Origin of the sequence: Polynucleobacter sp. HIN8 (assembly GCF_030297615.1) — a bacterium.
Classification (GTDB): Bacteria; Pseudomonadota; Gammaproteobacteria; order Burkholderiales; family Burkholderiaceae; genus Polynucleobacter.
The window spans coordinates 1,543,014-1,559,442 of the sequence record NZ_AP028139.1 but is presented as its reverse complement, the minus strand read 5'-3'; the positions used below and the strand labels follow the sequence as shown (position 1 = coordinate 1,559,442).

Genomic DNA, 16,429 nt, shown 5'->3' with positions numbered 1-16,429 from the left:
AATAAAAACGGTCTGCTTAGTAGATACCCTGATCTTAGCAAAGTGGTAAAGCGCTAATTCTGTTGGATACTTTCAAAGCTGCAGGCTCACTATTTTAAGCCTTTGGGCTAATAGCAAGCTTGTCGTTTCAAAATTAAATTGAATCCTCAACCAAGTAGGAGTGATTTAGCATGAGTGATGTAACTTTTGGTCTGTACTTTGCCCTAGCGTGCGGTGTCATCGCGGTGGTATACGGCTTTGTGATGCGCACCTGGATTCTTAAGCAAGATACCGGCAACGCCCGGATGGTCGAGATTGCTGAGGCGATTCAGCAAGGGGCGGCTGCTTATCTAGCACGCCAATATAAAACGATTGCCATTGTCGGTGTGGTGCTAACTATCCTGATGGCGGTCTTCCTTGATTTAGCAACGGCGATCGGTTTTGTGATTGGTGCTGTGCTGTCGGGAGCTTGTGGCTTCATTGGCATGAACGTTTCAGTGCGTGCGAATGTGCGAACTGCGCAGGCTGCCACTCAGGGCATGAACCAAGCCTTAAACGTTGCCTTTAAGGGGGGCGCGATTACTGGCATGCTCGTAGTGGGGTTGGGCCTCTTAGGTGTTGGCGTATTTTTTATGCTCCTCGTGTCGATGGATAACGGCCAAGATCTCTCTGATGTCTTGCATCCGCTGATTGGTTTGGCCTTTGGCTCTTCCTTGATTTCAATCTTTGCTCGTTTGGGCGGTGGCATCTTCACGAAGGGTGCCGACGTAGGCGCTGATTTAGTCGGTAAAGTCGAAGCGGGTATTCCGGAGGATGACCCACGTAACCCAGCGGTGATTGCCGATAACGTGGGTGATAACGTCGGCGACTGTGCGGGTATGGCCGCTGACTTATTTGAGACCTATGCAGTGACTCTGATTGCAACGATGGTCTTGGGAGCGCTCATGGTCATGAATGCCCCAGTCGCAGCGGTTATTTATCCGTTAGTGCTCGGCGGCATTTCGATTATTGCGTCAATTATTGGTTGCTCGTTTGTCAAAGCGAGCCCTGGTATGAAAAACGTGATGCCTGCTTTGTATAAAGGCTTAATCATCTCAGGTGTGATCTCCTTGGTTGGTTTTTACTTTGTAACCAATTGGATTATTCCGGATGACGCCTTGGGCATCCCAGGCAGTCAGTGGCGCTTATTTGGATCATCGATTGTGGGTCTGTTGCTGACCGCTGGATTGGTATGGATTACGGAGTATTACACCGGCACTGATTACAAGCCCGTTAAGCATATTGCCGAAGCATCAACCAAAGGGCATGGTACGAACATCATTGCAGGTCTTGGCGTATCAATGCGTTCAACTGCTTACCCCGTTATTTTTGTTTGTATGGCGATCTTTGCTGCGTATTACTTGGCAGGTCTTTATGGAATTGCAGTGGCCGCAACGGCCATGCTCTCCCTTGCCGGAATTGTGGTGGCACTCGATGCCTATGGCCCCATTACCGATAATGCTGGTGGCATTGCCGAGATGGCAGGATTGCCTGATTCAGTGCGCGACATCACCGATCCCTTGGACGCAGTGGGGAACACCACCAAGGCGGTGACCAAAGGGTATGCGATTGGCTCAGCGGGTCTTGCATCCCTGGTGCTGTTCGCAGACTACACCCATGCTTTAGAGGCAATCGGCCAGCAAGTGACTTTTGATCTTTCTAACCACATGGTGATCATCGGCCTATTTATTGGCGGCTTGATTCCTTATCTCTTCGGAGCGATGGCAATGGAGGCAGTAGGCCGTTGTGCAGGCGCCGTGGTAGAGGAAGTGCGTCGTCAATTTAGAGACATCCCTGGGATCATGGAAGGAACTGCTAAGCCAGAGTACGGTAAGGCTGTCGACATGCTGACCTCCGCAGCGATTAAGGAAATGATCATCCCATCGCTCTTACCGGTCGTGGTTCCAATTCTGGTGGGTCTCTTCTTAGGGCCTGCTGCACTGGGCGGCCTTTTGATGGGAACGATTATTACTGGCCTCTTTGTCGCAATCTCGATGTGTACTGGAGGTGGTGCGTGGGATAACGCCAAGAAATACATTGAAGAGGGTAACCATGGCGGTAAAGGATCGGAGGCTCATAAGGCTGCCGTGACTGGCGATACCGTTGGCGACCCTTACAAAGATACTGCAGGTCCCGCAGTCAACCCGCTCATTAAGATCATTAATATCGTGGCACTGTTAATCGTGCCGCTCTTACCTGTAGTGCGGTAGGGGGCGAACCAAAACAAATAACCCAGATTTACTCTGGGTTTTTTGTTTGACAAGAGTAGTTCATTGAACTACTATAAGCAATGGACTTCGAATGGGATGAGTTAAAAAGTAATGATTGTTATATTCAGAGAGGGTTTGATTTTGAGGCGGTTATAGATGTATTTCGAGATCCCTACCGATTAGTGGAAACCGACGATAGGTGGGATTACGGTGAGGACCGATTTCGTTTAATTGGAAAATTAGACGAAAAATGCTACGTTGTTATATTTACTCATCGATCGAATATTATTCGAATAATTTCTGCCCGAAGAGCAAATGCTAGAGAGGTAAGAAAATATGAAAAAAGTTCGAGTTAGTATTGATTTGAGTAAACCACGGAAGAAGGTTCGAGGGCGAATTAATCAAAAATTAATTGATGCTACAACCGAAATTGATATTGCTCGGCATAAAAAAAATGATGATGCTATGGCAATGCGTGACGCGGGTAAATATGCAGCTCGAGTCAGAAAGAAGATGGGTTTATCCCAGTTAGAGTTTTCTCGAAAAATTGGTGTATCACTAGAAACAATCCGCAATTGGGAGCAAGGTAAACGCGCTCCTACCGGTGCTGCTCGAGCGCTTTTGCGCATACTGGATCGCTCGCCCGAGCTTGCGCTAATTGCTCTTACTGCTTAACCGTCAAGTGCCTCCAAATAACGCTGCGCATCCAGTGCTGCCATACAACCTGTGCCCGCACTCGTAATGGCTTGGCGATAGATATGATCTTGGACATCCCCAGCAGCAAAGACGCCAGGGATATTGGTTGCGGTGGCATTACCCTCTAGGCCAGAATGCGTTTTGATGTAGCCATTGTTCATTTCGAGTTGACCTACGAATAAATCGGTATTGGGTTTATGGCCAATTGCAATGAAGGCGCCCGATACTGCAATGTCTTCTGTCTTGCCATCCTGTTTTTTGATGCGCACCCCGGTCACTCCTTTTTCATCACCCAAGACTTCATCAAGGGTGGCGTTCAATTTAAGTTCGACCTTGCCTTCGGCAACCTTTGCCATTAATCGATCATTCAGAATCGGCTCAGCACGGAACTTGTCACGGCGATGAATCACCGTCACTTTTCGGGCAATACCAGTAAGGTAGAGCGCTTCTTCAACGGCCGTGTTGCCACCGCCGACCACACAGACATCCTGGCCTTTATAAAAGAAGCCATCGCAGGTAGCGCAACCCGATACTCCGCGACCCATAAATGCCTCTTCACTCGGCAGACCAAGGTATTGGGCAGAAGCACCCGTTGAGATGATGAGTGCATCACAGGTGTAGGTGCCGGAGTCGCCTACCAGGCGAATAGGCTTTTCAGTGAGAGCGGCTGTGTGGATGTGATCAAAAATGATCTCGGTATTAAAGTGCTCCGCATGCTTTAAGAAGCGATCCATGAGCTCAGGACCTTGAACACCATTGGGGTCTGCTGGCCAGTTCTCCACGTCGGTGGTGGTCATGAGTTGGCCGCCTTGGGCGAGCCCAGTAATGAGAGTGGGTTTCAGGTTGGCGCGGGCGGCGTAGACTGCAGCGGTATAGCCGGCAGGACCGGAGCCCAGAATTAGAACTTTGGAGTGTTTGGTGGTTATAGTCATCCCTAAATTATAGGGTTCTACAGGCAAGGCTTGTTTACAATCAGACCAACATGGCCCGTAGCTCGCTTCCACAGATTAAGACCCCGTTGCCTCCTGAGGGCGGCACTGGCAAGATGTCTCGCCTAATTGCTGAAGTACGCTGGATGCTCCTGCTGGCTATTTGCCTCGGTTTATTTGCTGTGCTAATTACGTACACCAAGTCTGATCCTGCATGGTCGCACGCCAGTTTTGAGGCTCCTAAAAATATTGGTGGACGCATCGGTGCATGGACCGCTGATTTGATGCTCTACATTTTTGGGGTCTCGGCATTTTGGTGGGTCATTCTCTTTGCTAGACGGGTATATCAAGGTTGGCGTGAGCTGTGGAGTGTGCCCTTACCGGTTGACCCAGAAGCTAAACCAGAATCCTTTTGGACGCGTTGGTTGGGTTTTACTTTGACCCTGACCTGCAGCATGGGGCTGGAATCGATTCGAATGCATTCCTTGCAATGGGAGTTACCAAGACCCCCAGGCGGCATCTTAGGCGAAGTGATCGGGGACCCCCTGCAAATGGCCTTTGGCTTTACTGGCGCAACCCTGATTCTCATCTTTGGCCTGGCGGTAGGACTCTCACTCTTTTTGCATTTCTCATGGCTAACACTCGCAGAGCAGGTTGGGCGTTATGTTGAGCTTGGTGTGCGGCGCTTACGTGAAAAGCGCGAAGCGCAGGAGGACCAAAAGATTGGTGAGCAGGCAGCTGTTGAGCGTGAAGAGCATGTCGAGGAAGTGCGAATTCGGGAAGAGGTGGCACCGAAGGTGCAAATTTTCAACCAGCCGCTCAAGATTGTGAAGAGCGAGCGGGTTGAGCGTGAGAAGCAACAACCGCTCTTTGTGGAAATACCGGACTCGGAGTTGCCACCACTCTCACTTTTGGACCCCGTTCCTGAGGCGAAGGAAACAATTTCTGCGGAGACCCTAGAGTTCACCTCACGATTGATTGAGCGCAAACTCGATGATTTTGGGGTGCAGGCCAAAGTCATTGCGGCCTACCCTGGACCGGTCGTGACGCGGTATGAGATTGAGCCTGCGGTTGGTGTGAAAGGTAGTCAAATCGTCAATCTGTCACGCGACCTATCGCGCTCATTGGGTGTTGTGAGTTTGCGAGTGGTCGAGACTATCCCGGGTAAAACCTGCATGGCACTTGAGTTGCCCAATCCCGCACGACAGTCGGTTTACCTCTCCGAGATTTTGAGTTCGCAAGTCTATAACGACAATCACTCCTTACTCACTTTAGCCTTAGGTAAGGACATTTCGGGTAGTCCGATGGTCGCAGATTTAGTGAAGATGCCCCATTGCTTGGTTGCTGGTACCACTGGCGCAGGCAAGTCGGTTGGGATTAACGCGATGATTTTGTCGATCCTCTTTAAAGCAAAGCCCGATGAAGTGCGACTCATCATGATCGATCCCAAGATGCTTGAGATGTCGGTCTATGAGAAAGTGCCGCATCTTCTTTGCCCAGTCGTTACCGACATGAAGCAAGCCTATAACGCACTGAATTGGGCGGTCAATGAGATGGAGCGCCGCTACAAACTGATGAGTAAGTTTGGTGTGCGTAACTTGGCGGGCTTTAATAAAAAGATTATGGAAGCCGAAGCCAAGGGCGAGAAACTCACCAATCCATTTAGCTTAACACCTGAGGATCCTGAGCCACTCTATAAGGCCCCGATTATTGTGGTGATCATCGATGAACTCGCTGATCTCATGATGGTCTCGGGTAAGAAGATCGAGGAGTTAATTGCGCGGATTGCGCAAAAAGCGCGTGCCGCCGGAATTCATTTGGTGTTGGCAACACAACGGCCTAGTGTGGATGTGATTACCGGTCTGATTAAAGCGAATATTCCAACTCGGATTTCGTTTCAGGTGAGCAGTAAGGTGGACAGTCGCACCATCTTAGACCAACAGGGTGCCGAGACTCTATTGGGGATGGGCGATATGCTGTATATGCCACCGGGTACTGGATTGCCGATCCGGGTGCACGGCGCGTTTGTCTCTGACGATGAAGTGCATCGCGTCGTTTCATGGCTCAAAGAGAAGGGTGAGGCGAATTACATCGAGGGTGTGCTCGAGGGTGCCGATGAGTCCACCATGGATGCGATCAATGGTGGTGGCAATGGTGGTGGCGAAGCCGATCCCCTCTATGATCAAGCTGTTGCGATTGTGCTCGAAAATAAACGTGCCTCCATCTCGCTTGTGCAGCGGCATCTGCGGATTGGCTATAACCGGGCAGCACGCCTTCTAGAAGATATGGAAAAAGCTGGGTTGGTTTCGAAGATGGGCGGTAATGGCAATCGCGAGATTCTGGTTCGTCCAAGCGAATAAGTCAGCAAATCGACGACATGGTGCGCGTTTTTTATTCCATCCTCTTAGCCTTTGTGCTCTTAAATCCTGTTCATGGACAACCAACAACACCTTCTGGAATAGAGCAGCTCAAACAGTTTGTAAAGACCGTGCGCTCTGCTCAAGGCGAGTTTGTGCAACAACAAATGCGCTCACCCAAAGCCAATGAGCCACAAGATAAACCAAAGATGATTCGGCAAACGTCAGGGCAATTTGTATTTCAGCGCCCTGGCCGTTTTGTCTGGGATACCCAAAAGCCGTATGAGCAAAAACTCATCATGGATGGCAAGCAACTTCTGATGTGGGATAAAGACCTCAATCAGTTAACGATTCGCTCGGCCAATCAAGCCTTAGCGGCATCGCCTGCTGCTATCCTCTTTGGGGATGTCGTCCTCGATCAGCAATTTGATCTCGAAGAGGCGGGAACCAAAACTAATCTTCAGTGGGTGAACTTAAAGCCAAAAGCAAAATCTGGGCAGGGCGATCTGCCATACACGCAAATTGCAATTGGCATGAGCTCTGGCCTACCTAGGGCTTTGGAGTTAACCGACGGATTTGGCAGCATGGTGTTGGTGATTTTTAATTCAATGCAAATCAACCCCGGCGTGGACCCCAGTCGCTTTCAATTTAAACCTCCGCAAGGCGCTGAGGTCGTGCGACTAAACTAATGGCTTGAACCCAAAGGAATCGTATGCTGGATCCCCAACTGCTTCGTAAAGATTTAGAGACCGTCAAGGCACGCTTAGCAACCCGTAAGTTCGAGCTTGATGCAGACCTGTTTACTAAGCTCGAGAATGAGCGTAAACAGCTCCAAGCCGGCACTGAAGAGTTGCAAGCCAAGCGCAATCAATTGGCCAAAGCCATTGGTATGAAAAAAGGCAAGGGTGAAAATGCTGATGTAGAGCTTGCGGAGTCAACCACCGTGAATCAAGCGCTTGAGAAAAATTCTGCGCGCTTAACGATTTTGCAAGAACAGATTAAGGATTTTGTTCTTAATATTCCCAACTTGCCCGATGCGAGTGTTCCGGTTGGTAAAACTGCCGATGAAAACAAAGAGATCAAGGTTTGGGGAAGGCCAACGCACTTTGATTTCACCCCCAAAGACCATGTCGATTTAGGTGCACCGATTGGACTTGATTTTGATGCAGCTGCCAAAATTAGCGGCGCTCGTTTTGTGGTGTTAAAAGGAAATGCAGCGAAATTGCACCGTGCCCTAGCGCAATTCATGCTTGATGTGCATACCGAGCAGCATGGGTATCAAGAAGTCTACGCACCATACATGGTGAGTGCTCAAGCGATGCAGGGGACTGGACAACTTCCCAAGTTCGAAGCTGATCTATTTAAAGTGCCGCGCAAGATGGGCGGGGAACACCCAGACGATGGAGGTGAGCGGATTGAAAACTTTTACCTGATTCCGACCGCTGAGGTACCCGTGACCAATTTGGTGCGCGATGAAATTATTAATAGTGAGCAATTGCCAATCAAGTATGTAGCCCACACTCCGTGCTTTCGATCGGAGGCTGGGAGTTATGGGCGCGATGTGCGCGGTATGATTCGACAACATCAGTTTGATAAGGTGGAGTTGGTTCATATCAGTCATCCCGAGAAATCGATGCAAGCGTTAGAGGAGCTCACTGCGCATGCCGAAAAGATTCTGGAGTTATTGGAGTTGCCGTATCGCCGTGTGCTTTTATGCACAGGGGATATGGGCTTTGGCAGTACCAAGACATATGATCTAGAGGTATGGATTCCCTCGCAACATGCTTATCGGGAAATTAGTTCCTGCTCAAACATGGGTGACTTCCAGGCGCGACGGATGCAGGCGCGTTATAAAACTGGGCAGAACAAGCCCGAGTTACTCCATACTCTGAATGGCTCTGGATTAGCAGTGGGCCGAACGGGAGTAGCACTACTCGAGAACTACCAGCAAGCCGATGGCAGTATTCGGATCCCCAAGGTACTTCAGCCTTATATGGGTGGCTTAGAGGTGATTCGTTCGATATCCTAAAGCACCAGTGCCTTAATCATCGCCTTCTCTGAGTTTTTGGCAAGTACTTTATCCAAAGTCACCATCAATTTTGACTTCATCTCTTTAGCGGCAGAAAGATGCAATGCATCGCCTGCCCGAAGGTTTGACTTTGCGTCTAAAGTCAACAGCCCGGCAGAGTAAAAGACATTTCTTTTGATTGGCAGCAACTCGACATCATACGAACAAATTTTTTCAAAGAGAGTCCAAGCACTACGACTTTGTTTGGAAGTAATTTGTCCATTTCGCTCTTTAATTGCCAGCGCGCTAGCAAACTCAGTACAAGTCCAGACTGAACTAATCAGATCACCGCTTGCTTTCTCATACCAAACCTCAACAGCCTTACTTTTAGCTTCGCGTGTGCACAGCGCAACAAAAACACTCGTATCGATATAAAGCATTGAAATTAGTATCGAGCTGAGTCGCGCAATTGCTTGATCACCGATTTGCCAATCGGCATTGATTCACGCAATTCATGGAGCTCACGAATTAGTGATTTACGGTCAACGTGCTTGGAGCGCAACACAATCGTTCCATCGGGCGTAAGGCTTGCGCTTAAAAAATCACCCTCTGTCAAATTTGCCTCTTTTAAGAGATGCTGGGGAATCCGCAATGCAAGACTATTGCCCCATTTGGAGATTTGAATATTCATGAACTGGTCCTAGAATTTGAATAATGTATATCTTTTAATGTAGATACATTATAAAGGCAGCCATCATTTGGGTCAATGCCAATCCCAGCTAATTCAGAGGGTTGGCTATAATTCAGTTTGAGTCGGAGAGGTGGCAGAGTGGTCGAATGTACCTGACTCGAAATCAGGCGTAGGTGCAAGCCTACCGTGGGTTCGAATCCCACCCTCTCCGCCAGTACTTAAAAGTTCCCCATGCTACTTCTCGTCACCTCGATCATCAATCGCTTGATTGCATAGTTTTATTTATTGAAATGCAAAAGTACTGGGGATCGCAGCATTCGAAGTAAGATCGGCCTGCTTAAAAAGATTTGGTGTACCTCAACGCTAAGCGCCGACTCTCCATAAAGCCATTCATTGTTGCGATATCGTTGCCATACTGAAGCATGAAGCGTCCAATTTTGGTGTAAGCAACACCGCTTACAAAGTAGCGCTGGGTCACTACGGTATTGTTTCGCTCAATGCCATTAAACGCAGTTTCTCCACCGGTGACATAGACATAAGTTGCAGCAACGGTATAAGTTTGGTTAATGCGGTAAATGGGACCAATTTGGCTGCTATAGAGAGGCTTCTGAGTGAACTGCAAGTTTGTTGCTGAGGAGCAGGCAGCCGCACATTGGCTATTAGCTCCGTACCAAACCGTATCAAAAGCAAATGCACCATCCACACTCTTGGTTATGGGCCGCTGATAACCAAGCTGCAATGCCTGGCTATAGCGATTATTACCAAGATTGAAGGCTTTGGTCGAGGAATACTCGCCAGTAGGAAGGGATAGATAGGCTGCGACGCCAAAATAAGTGCGCGTTATATGGTTTGCATAAGGCCAAATTGCTGTTGCAATGGTGGTGTCAGTCATGCCTTGGCTTGCTGGATAGGCTGACAAGGATCCATCCGGAGATAACGTGCCGCCACCCACTTGCACATAACTTACCGCAGGTAATGAGCCAATGGTATAGGTATGACCAAGGCGAACGATCCCAAGGTTGGATTCTAGATTGGGTGATGCGCCGGTAGGCACATTATTGACATACAAAGTGGTATTTTGAGCATTGACATAAGAGATTGAAATCGCTGTTCGGTCAGGGGTCGGAGCCACGATATCGTTGGGCTGTAGATCAATTGCGAGTGCATGGCTACTGAGCACGCTGAGCGCTCCATATACAAGGAGGCAAAATTTAGCTGATTTGGCCATTTGTGGATTAAGTAGGCAATTCAAGTACGATGCGAATATGAAAGTTTTACTAGCATTAAATTTCTTTATCTTTGCAGCCATTCAGTTTGGACTACTGCTTGGCATCCTGCATTATCTCAAAGGCGAATCAAAACCAAATCCCTATTGGATATTGGCTCTTATCACGAGTGTAACTGGGCTCACATTTTTTGCGATTGGACTTTTAAATACCGATGATATTCAAAAAGTCCCACCCATATTCACGCCGGCCAATACCCTGTTTTATGCGGCAGCAATTTTTCAAGGTCTATTTTTTTACTCATTTCATCATTCAGTGAGCAAGACCTTAAAGTTAGCCTTAGGACTCTCAATTCTTTGTTATGGACTTTTCTTTGAATACCTTAGACAGAATTGGACATTCGAGGCGCGTACGATATTTGTGGTCTCGACTTATGCAATTATTCTTGCCTGGCAGATCCGAGAAGCTCGTATGGTCAATCGGGATTTGGGTTTGCAGCAATTGCGCTATTTTCAATATGCAGCGATTGGTGAGGCACTCTTTTTGGTCCCACGACTTATTATTTTATTGGGTTCGAACCATCCAATTAATACCATGGAGCAATTACCGCAACTACTCATCATTTTTACTTATGGTCAAATTTTGATGAACACAATATCGTTCATCGCGATTTGGGGCTATTGGTCTGAAAAATTAGCCCTTGAGAACCGCTTAACGGTTAGCGAAACGGAAGACGTAAAGAATCTATTACAAGAGCGAGAGGCGCTCATCATCTCGCTTTTGAGGGCCAATAAAACGATTACCACTGGCGCCCTATCAGCCTCGATTGCGCATGAAATCAATCAACCTCTCGGGGCCATTCAAATTAATAGTGAATATTTGCAAAAAAAGATTCAGGAACCACAAATTGATCGTGAGCAAGTCAAACAGATTGCCAAAGAGATTGAGCGCGATAATATGCGCGCTGCTCAGATTATTAAGATCCTAAAATTAATTTTTACTGAAAAATATTCAGCAATACCTAATAATGTATCGGTTCAAGATGCGATTGATTCGGTCTTGATTCTATCGAAGTCAGAGTTTACGCGTCGGCGAATCGAAATTAAGGTGGATATTCAGTCGGGATTACAAATCCCACTAAGTTTTGGTGAGGCAGAGCAACTATTTTTGAATTTATTGAATAATTCAGCACAGGCCTTAGAGCGCTCAAGCAATGAGCCTAAACGGATTCATCTGATTGCTAAACGGCATGAGGAAAAATCCATTATTCGAATTGAAGATAATGGTTGCGGTGTGCCAATCGATCGGCAAGATAGTCTCTTTGATCTATTTGCAACCACAAAACACGAAGGGATGGGCTTGGGTTTATGGCTTTGCCAATATATCGTGACGCGTAACGGGGGAAAGATTAATTTTGACCAGAATTTCAATCAAGGTGCAGCATTCGAAATTGAGTTCCCGGGCCTAAGTTAATCAATCACTCGTTAACCTTGCGATAACGAACAATCGCCGTTAAACGTTCTTGAGGATCAAAATCCAATCGATATACATTATTTTGATCAAAAATAAAGGAACGATAAACGCTAGAGCTCCAGCTCATTTTTAAGCGAATCATGCGGTATGAACCTTCACTTAGGCCCTCCACCATCTTTTTTACTTGCTCAAATTGATTTCGTTGTTCTTCATTTGGACTAGCAACGCTACCCACATATTTTTCATATGTATTCACTAATTCGGACTTCTTGATCGTTTTGGCGTAGTAGAAAATAGGTTCTTGAGGATTTTCGCTAGGCTCGGTACCTAACCATTTAAAAGAAATATCCGTTTTGGTCTCTAAATTCGTGATGACAAGAGCCTCACTTGAGATGGTGATTTGATTATTGGTGTCTAACCATTTGCCAAGCCAGCGTTTATTGATTGGTTCGCTCGCAACCAGGTTTGGTTTAGAAGCCGGTTGGGGCTGGGCCTGAGGTTGAGGGTCACTTGGTTTTTCTTCAGCGGTTGGAGTTTTCACAATCGCCTCGGGCTCATCAGCCGGTTTTTGTTTGATGAAATAAATGGCAGAGGCGATCATGCCCACAATCAATAGCAACAAAATGAGTAAGCGATGATCGGATTTTGGGCTCTCCGCGCTTAGAGGCTTAGCTACTTTGGGGGCGGGGCTCATGGCTACAGGTTCAATCACTGGCTTCGGGCTTGCAAACCCAGGCTCGATGCGAGGGGTTACGGGCGGCGTAGTTTGCGAAACCGCGTTTTGGGGTTTGGCTATTTCAGTGACTGGCAGTTCAGTGGGCTTACTAAAGTTGGTGGGCGGGGCAGTTAAGCGTGGTTTGGGGATGGTTTTTGAACCATCGGCATCGTTAGCGGTTCTCGATTTGTAGAGGATGCCAAAGCCAATGAGACTAAGGCTCGCTAGGGATTGGGCGATGAGGCCTAAAAAGACAGGATTACCTTCAGTAACCACTTCTGGTGGGTTATTCATTGCGAAATGGACCCACTCATGGATTAAGTAGATCGACCAATTAATGCCGCTAATGATGGAACCTGCTTTTAATAGTTTTATAAATTCCATACCGATTACTCCAGGATGATTAAGCTAAAGTTTGTTGAAATCCTGAGTAATAATAGCAAATACTGTTTATAAAATGGATAACAAAAAGCGAGCTTTTAATTGATGTCCGATCGGAAATCCATGCAAAAAGTCATGACAAAATCCATCATCAAGGAACTTGAGCAATCGCAATGCATGTTCTTTTGGTCAAAAAAATGGATTTTTCAGAACTCATTAATTAATTCAAGTGATGCTTGGGCGATTACCAAGCAAGTCTACTTTCGCAATGTCCGCAAACATCGGGCCTTGGCATTTGCGCTTCCTTACATAGTGATTGAGGTTCCCTTGCTAGATCAATCAACCCGAGCACGGATATTGCTAAGCTACGCTGCAGACATTACCTTGATGATCGGTGCAATGGATCATTTCATTAAGGTTGAAAAAGGAATCAATGCTTGGCTCGAGAGACCTGACAAAACATGGAACCGTCAATCATTGGCGTCGGTCTGTGGTCGAATTCTGAATACTGGGATTATTGCCGATGAGATTGCCTTACTGCGCTATCACGAGCCTTATCACAAGAAATTGGCTGGTCAATGGGAAGTCTTAGAGTAAGTATTTATTGAAGCACTGATTAACGATTAATCATAAATGCTTCAAATAAAACCGCTTGCACTGGAAGATCTTCGACCGTGATCTCAAGTGGAAAATCTTCTGCAGTCTCATCTGGATTGGGTTTTGTTGAGCCGGCATTATTTTGTTTGAGATAAATCGCGGTGAGCTGAGGATCAAGTAGATCGTTTGAAAACAGTAACAATTGCTGTGCGATCTTGTTGCGTCCTGCGGTTGTGCGAAGCTCGTCGGCTGGAATTGAACCGAGAATCGTGTTTGCTTTGTGCTCAATTAAAGGAAGAATATCTTTTAGTGCACTTTTGACAGAGCTATTTTGAACTTTCAATACCAGTTCTGCCGTTGCATAACTGCGATATTTCCCGTCTTTGACGTTGACTTGAATACGGTTATAAAAATGACTTGAGACTTTCACATAATGGTTGTCAAATGGATTCTTTTCTCGGTATTTCCTCGCCTTAATAATTTTATTTTCTAATTTATTTTCTTCAATCTCGGCTAATTTCTTTTGATGCTCATTCTCTTGATAAGCTAAAAATCCACCAACGGCAATCAATGCCAATAAAACCGCGCCAATCGCAATCAACGATTTTCGGGTGAGCTTTAATGATGGAAGTTTTGGCATAGCAAGTGGTGGAATAGCTCAGCGAGTCATGAGGGTAAGCTTATTCTAAAGGCTTATGGCGCAATCTAGTTTTTACGAAGGTGGGCTGGAGGAATCCGCAATTGCTCACGGTACTTGGCGACCGTACGGCGGGCCACGGTAAAACCTTGGGAAGCCAGTAAATTGGTGATTTGATTATCGGAGATTGGCTTTTTAGGGGCTTCGGCCGTGATGATTTGCTTAATTAACGATTGCACTGCAGTTGCCGAGACCGATCCACCCTTATCTGAACTCAATTGAGCACTAAAGAAATATTTAAATTCAAAGATTCCTGCTGGACAGGCTAAGTATTTGTTATTGGTAACACGCGATATGGTCGACTCATGCATACCAATTGCGCTGGCGATTTCACGCAGAACCATGGGTTTCATCGCAATATTGCCTTGATGGAAAAAATTTTGTTGGCGCTCAACGATTGCTTGCGCAACTTTTAGGATCGTTTCTTCGCGTTGTTCAATATTTTTGATTAACCAACGGGCCTCCAACATTTTTTGGTGTAACGCAGAATTACTCTTTTTGGAATTATTTTCTTTCAGAATCCGACTGTATTCTTGGTTTAACGTCAGGCGGGGTTTGAATGCTTGATTCGAATGAACCACCCACTTCCCTTTGGTGTTTAGCTTTACCACCACGTCAGGTGTCACCCACTGCTCTACATTGGTATCAAAGCGCAGGCCGGGGTTGTGTTGCAATGATTTAATAATGGCAACCGCTTCAAGAATGGCTGACTCGGATTGTTTAAAGAGTTGCCTCAGTTTCCCCCAATCTTTTTGTGCAATTTTGGTGAGGTGATTCTGGGCAAGTAAAAATGCGAGTTCTAGGCAATTTTTATGCTCCAGATCAGTGGTCATTCGTCGTTGTATTTGTAAGCTCAGGCACTCGCTTAGCGAGCGAGCGCCGACGCCGGCGGGGTCGAGCTGCTGCAGTTGGGTTAAGCCCTCTTGCAATTGCGACAAAGCTGCTGCAGGAGTCAACTGCAAGGATTGATGGATCTCGATGGCTAAATCGTCTAATGACTCCAATAAATAACCGCGATCATCTAGGCAGCCTGCAAGATAAAAGATAAATCCTTTTTTTGCGGGATCGAGGCGTAAAGACTGTATTTGTTCCTCAAGATAGTTCAGAAGGGAAGTGGTCTGCGCCTGTTGCTCATGGCGAGTATCCCAATCCTCATCATCGTCACGCGAGCTTGGGGCGCTTGATGTCCAATTGGCTTGCATGACTTCGGCTTTGCCAGACAAATCCCCATCTTCTTTGTGCTGATCTGGTGGTGCATATTCCAAGAGGGGGTTTTCTTCAGCTGCTTTGGCAAGCTCCTCTTCCAATTCGGCTGATGAGATTTGCAATAACTCAATAGAGCGCTGCAATTGCGGGGTTAGCGCAAGATGCTGGCTAAATTGAGTTTTGAGTGCAATCTTCATGGATTTATTCTAGAAGAAAGCAATGGCGTAACCAAATTAAGGGCCAAGGCCGAATGGCATGGCTTGCACTTCAGGGTAAATGCGTTGGGGGATGAGCCCCACGTGCGAGTTAATAACTCGGCTTACTAATGACTTTTAGATCGCCAGTGAGATGCGCACCTTTTTCTACGCTGATTTGCGAATACTCAATGGTGCCAGTAATTTTGCCGGTAGCGTAAACCGTTAAATGGTCGGTCACTGAAAGGCCCTGCGTAATTTCGCCACGAACCTCGACGGTTTCTGCATTCACTTTGCCGTTGATCACCCCAGACGAGTCGACCATGACTTGCTTTGTTGTTAGCTCACCCTCGACCAACCCGGCAATGGCAGCCATATCGGGCACATCAAAATTACCTTTAATGACCACACCCTCACCAACGAATAGTGAGCCGGGTTTGATGTTTTCAGCCATTTTTTCTTTTCCTTTTTTTGAGGGCAAATTGCTAATGCCTTGATTCTACAAAATTATTCACCGGATAATCAATTGGCATGTGCATTAGTCAGCCCAAATAGGTATCAGAAGGGGCCTTCAAGTCAGCAATGTAAATGGATACTAACTTTATGAATGCAAAACTAATTCATCCATATGTTGGTAACTCCTTGATTCATATCTTTAAATTATTGATGCCGGGAATCGGTTAATGGGTGACATGCTTTTTGCCGTTATATAAAATTACCAGGATCAATTAAGGTAAATCGTCATGTCGTCTCATCTCATTCAAGAATCTCGCATCAGTAGCCAGCGCTTCTATACCGTGATGCGGGAGAGCAAGATTAAGTTTTATACGACAAGCGTTGCAGCGGCTCGGTATTGGATTAAAAACTGCTCAGAGGCTCCACCACTGCATTCAAATGGTAAGGAGGCTCCAGCGGCTCCAGCGGCTCCAGCGGCAGCTGAGGTTGCTAGCGAGGAGGCAGCATTGCCACCAAGCGCAGAAAACCCCGAGGCGGCGCCAAACGCCTAATCGATACTTTGCCCAAGCTGGATT

Annotated in this window: 17 protein-coding genes and 1 tRNA gene; 10 read left to right on the top strand and 8 right to left on the bottom strand. The window is 46.8% G+C overall.

Features of this window, described 5'->3' with window-relative positions:
* Nucleotides 1-170 precede the first annotated feature (170 nt).
* The 3 genes from QUE65_RS08125 to QUE65_RS08115 all read left to right on the top strand — a co-directional run bounded on the left by QUE65_RS08125 (nucleotide 171) and on the right by QUE65_RS08115 (nucleotide 2,903).
* Nucleotides 171-2,228, top strand: a complete 2,058-nt coding sequence (locus QUE65_RS08125; protein ID WP_286280566.1) for a sodium-translocating pyrophosphatase — start codon at nucleotides 171-173, stop codon at nucleotides 2,226-2,228.
* An 80-nt stretch (nucleotides 2,229-2,308) separates the two neighbouring features.
* A complete protein-coding gene (locus QUE65_RS08120) occupies nucleotides 2,309-2,584 on the top strand; it encodes a BrnT family toxin (protein ID WP_215369756.1) in 276 nt (91 codons plus the stop codon).
* On the top strand, nucleotides 2,565-2,903 hold the full coding sequence (locus tag QUE65_RS08115; RefSeq protein ID WP_286280561.1) for a helix-turn-helix domain-containing protein: 339 nt from the start codon (nucleotides 2,565-2,567) through the stop codon (nucleotides 2,901-2,903). The genes QUE65_RS08120 and QUE65_RS08115 overlap by 20 nt, the downstream gene beginning before the upstream one ends.
* Here the strand turns inward: QUE65_RS08115 and trxB are convergent.
* Complete coding sequence (gene trxB / locus QUE65_RS08110; RefSeq protein WP_286280560.1) at nucleotides 2,900-3,856, bottom strand: thioredoxin-disulfide reductase; 957 nt, start codon at nucleotides 3,854-3,856, stop codon at nucleotides 2,900-2,902. The genes QUE65_RS08115 and trxB overlap by 4 nt on opposite strands.
* Before the next feature lie 50 nt (nucleotides 3,857-3,906).
* Between trxB and QUE65_RS08105 the strand changes: the two genes are divergently transcribed.
* Genes QUE65_RS08105 through serS form a run of 3 tightly spaced genes read left to right on the top strand, consistent with a single transcriptional unit; the run spans nucleotide 3,907 to nucleotide 8,239 of the window.
* Nucleotides 3,907-6,213: a DNA translocase FtsK gene (locus QUE65_RS08105; protein WP_286280559.1), complete on the top strand. Its 2,307-nt coding sequence runs from the start codon at nucleotides 3,907-3,909 to the stop codon at nucleotides 6,211-6,213.
* 17 nt (nucleotides 6,214-6,230) lie between these two features.
* A complete protein-coding gene (locus tag QUE65_RS08100) occupies nucleotides 6,231-6,899 on the top strand; it encodes an outer membrane lipoprotein carrier protein LolA (RefSeq protein WP_286280558.1) in 669 nt (222 codons plus the stop codon).
* 23 nt (nucleotides 6,900-6,922) lie between these two features.
* Nucleotides 6,923-8,239 (top strand): serine--tRNA ligase, encoded by a 1,317-nt coding sequence (gene serS, locus QUE65_RS08095; protein ID WP_286280556.1) that lies wholly within the window; start codon nucleotides 6,923-6,925, stop codon nucleotides 8,237-8,239.
* Here the strand turns inward: serS and QUE65_RS08090 are convergent.
* Together QUE65_RS08090 and QUE65_RS08085 are read right to left on the bottom strand one after the other, a co-directional pair.
* The gene (locus QUE65_RS08090; RefSeq protein WP_286280554.1) at nucleotides 8,236-8,658 is read right to left on the bottom strand and encodes a type II toxin-antitoxin system VapC family toxin; all 423 of its coding nucleotides are present in this window, start codon (nucleotides 8,656-8,658) and stop codon (nucleotides 8,236-8,238) included. The two genes, serS and QUE65_RS08090, sit on opposite strands and share 4 nt — an antisense overlap.
* Before the next feature lie 5 nt (nucleotides 8,659-8,663).
* Nucleotides 8,664-8,909, bottom strand: coding sequence for an AbrB/MazE/SpoVT family DNA-binding domain-containing protein (locus tag QUE65_RS08085; RefSeq protein WP_286280552.1), 246 nt, complete (start codon nucleotides 8,907-8,909; stop codon nucleotides 8,664-8,666).
* A gap of 124 nt (nucleotides 8,910-9,033) precedes the next feature.
* Between QUE65_RS08085 and QUE65_RS08080 the strand changes: the two genes are divergently transcribed.
* Nucleotides 9,034-9,123: transfer RNA gene (locus QUE65_RS08080), tRNA-Ser, on the top strand.
* Between the two features lie 123 nt (nucleotides 9,124-9,246).
* Here QUE65_RS08080 and QUE65_RS08075 read toward each other — a convergent pair.
* Nucleotides 9,247-10,089 carry a transporter gene (locus QUE65_RS08075; protein WP_286280551.1) on the bottom strand — a complete coding sequence of 281 codons (843 nt, stop codon included), beginning with the start codon at nucleotides 10,087-10,089 and terminating at the stop codon, nucleotides 9,247-9,249.
* Between the two features lie 85 nt (nucleotides 10,090-10,174).
* Between QUE65_RS08075 and QUE65_RS08070 the strand changes: the two genes are divergently transcribed.
* Complete coding sequence (locus tag QUE65_RS08070) at nucleotides 10,175-11,608, top strand: sensor histidine kinase (RefSeq protein WP_286280550.1); 1,434 nt, start codon at nucleotides 10,175-10,177, stop codon at nucleotides 11,606-11,608.
* A 4-nt stretch (nucleotides 11,609-11,612) separates the two neighbouring features.
* Here the strand turns inward: QUE65_RS08070 and QUE65_RS08065 are convergent, their stop codons facing one another.
* The gene (locus tag QUE65_RS08065; protein WP_286280549.1) at nucleotides 11,613-12,707 is read right to left on the bottom strand and encodes a hypothetical protein; all 1,095 of its coding nucleotides are present in this window, start codon (nucleotides 12,705-12,707) and stop codon (nucleotides 11,613-11,615) included.
* 132 nt (nucleotides 12,708-12,839) lie between these two features.
* Between QUE65_RS08065 and QUE65_RS08060 the strand changes: the two genes are divergently transcribed.
* Nucleotides 12,840-13,301: a hypothetical protein gene (locus QUE65_RS08060; protein WP_286280548.1), complete on the top strand. Its 462-nt coding sequence runs from the start codon at nucleotides 12,840-12,842 to the stop codon at nucleotides 13,299-13,301.
* 19 nt (nucleotides 13,302-13,320) lie between these two features.
* On the opposite strand, the gene QUE65_RS08055 is transcribed toward QUE65_RS08060, so the two are convergent.
* From QUE65_RS08055 to QUE65_RS08045, 3 genes are all read right to left on the bottom strand, one after another.
* Complete coding sequence (locus QUE65_RS08055) at nucleotides 13,321-13,941, bottom strand: flagellar basal body-associated FliL family protein (RefSeq protein WP_286280547.1); 621 nt, start codon at nucleotides 13,939-13,941, stop codon at nucleotides 13,321-13,323.
* A gap of 65 nt (nucleotides 13,942-14,006) precedes the next feature.
* A complete protein-coding gene (rpoN, locus tag QUE65_RS08050; protein WP_286280545.1) occupies nucleotides 14,007-15,401 on the bottom strand; it encodes an RNA polymerase factor sigma-54 in 1,395 nt (464 codons plus the stop codon).
* A gap of 109 nt (nucleotides 15,402-15,510) precedes the next feature.
* Complete coding sequence (locus tag QUE65_RS08045) at nucleotides 15,511-15,852, bottom strand: bactofilin family protein (RefSeq protein ID WP_215369727.1); 342 nt, start codon at nucleotides 15,850-15,852, stop codon at nucleotides 15,511-15,513.
* 289 nt (nucleotides 15,853-16,141) lie between these two features.
* Between QUE65_RS08045 and QUE65_RS08040 the strand changes: the two genes are divergently transcribed.
* Complete coding sequence (locus QUE65_RS08040) at nucleotides 16,142-16,405, top strand: hypothetical protein (protein ID WP_286280543.1); 264 nt, start codon at nucleotides 16,142-16,144, stop codon at nucleotides 16,403-16,405.
* Nucleotides 16,406-16,429 lie beyond the last annotated feature (24 nt).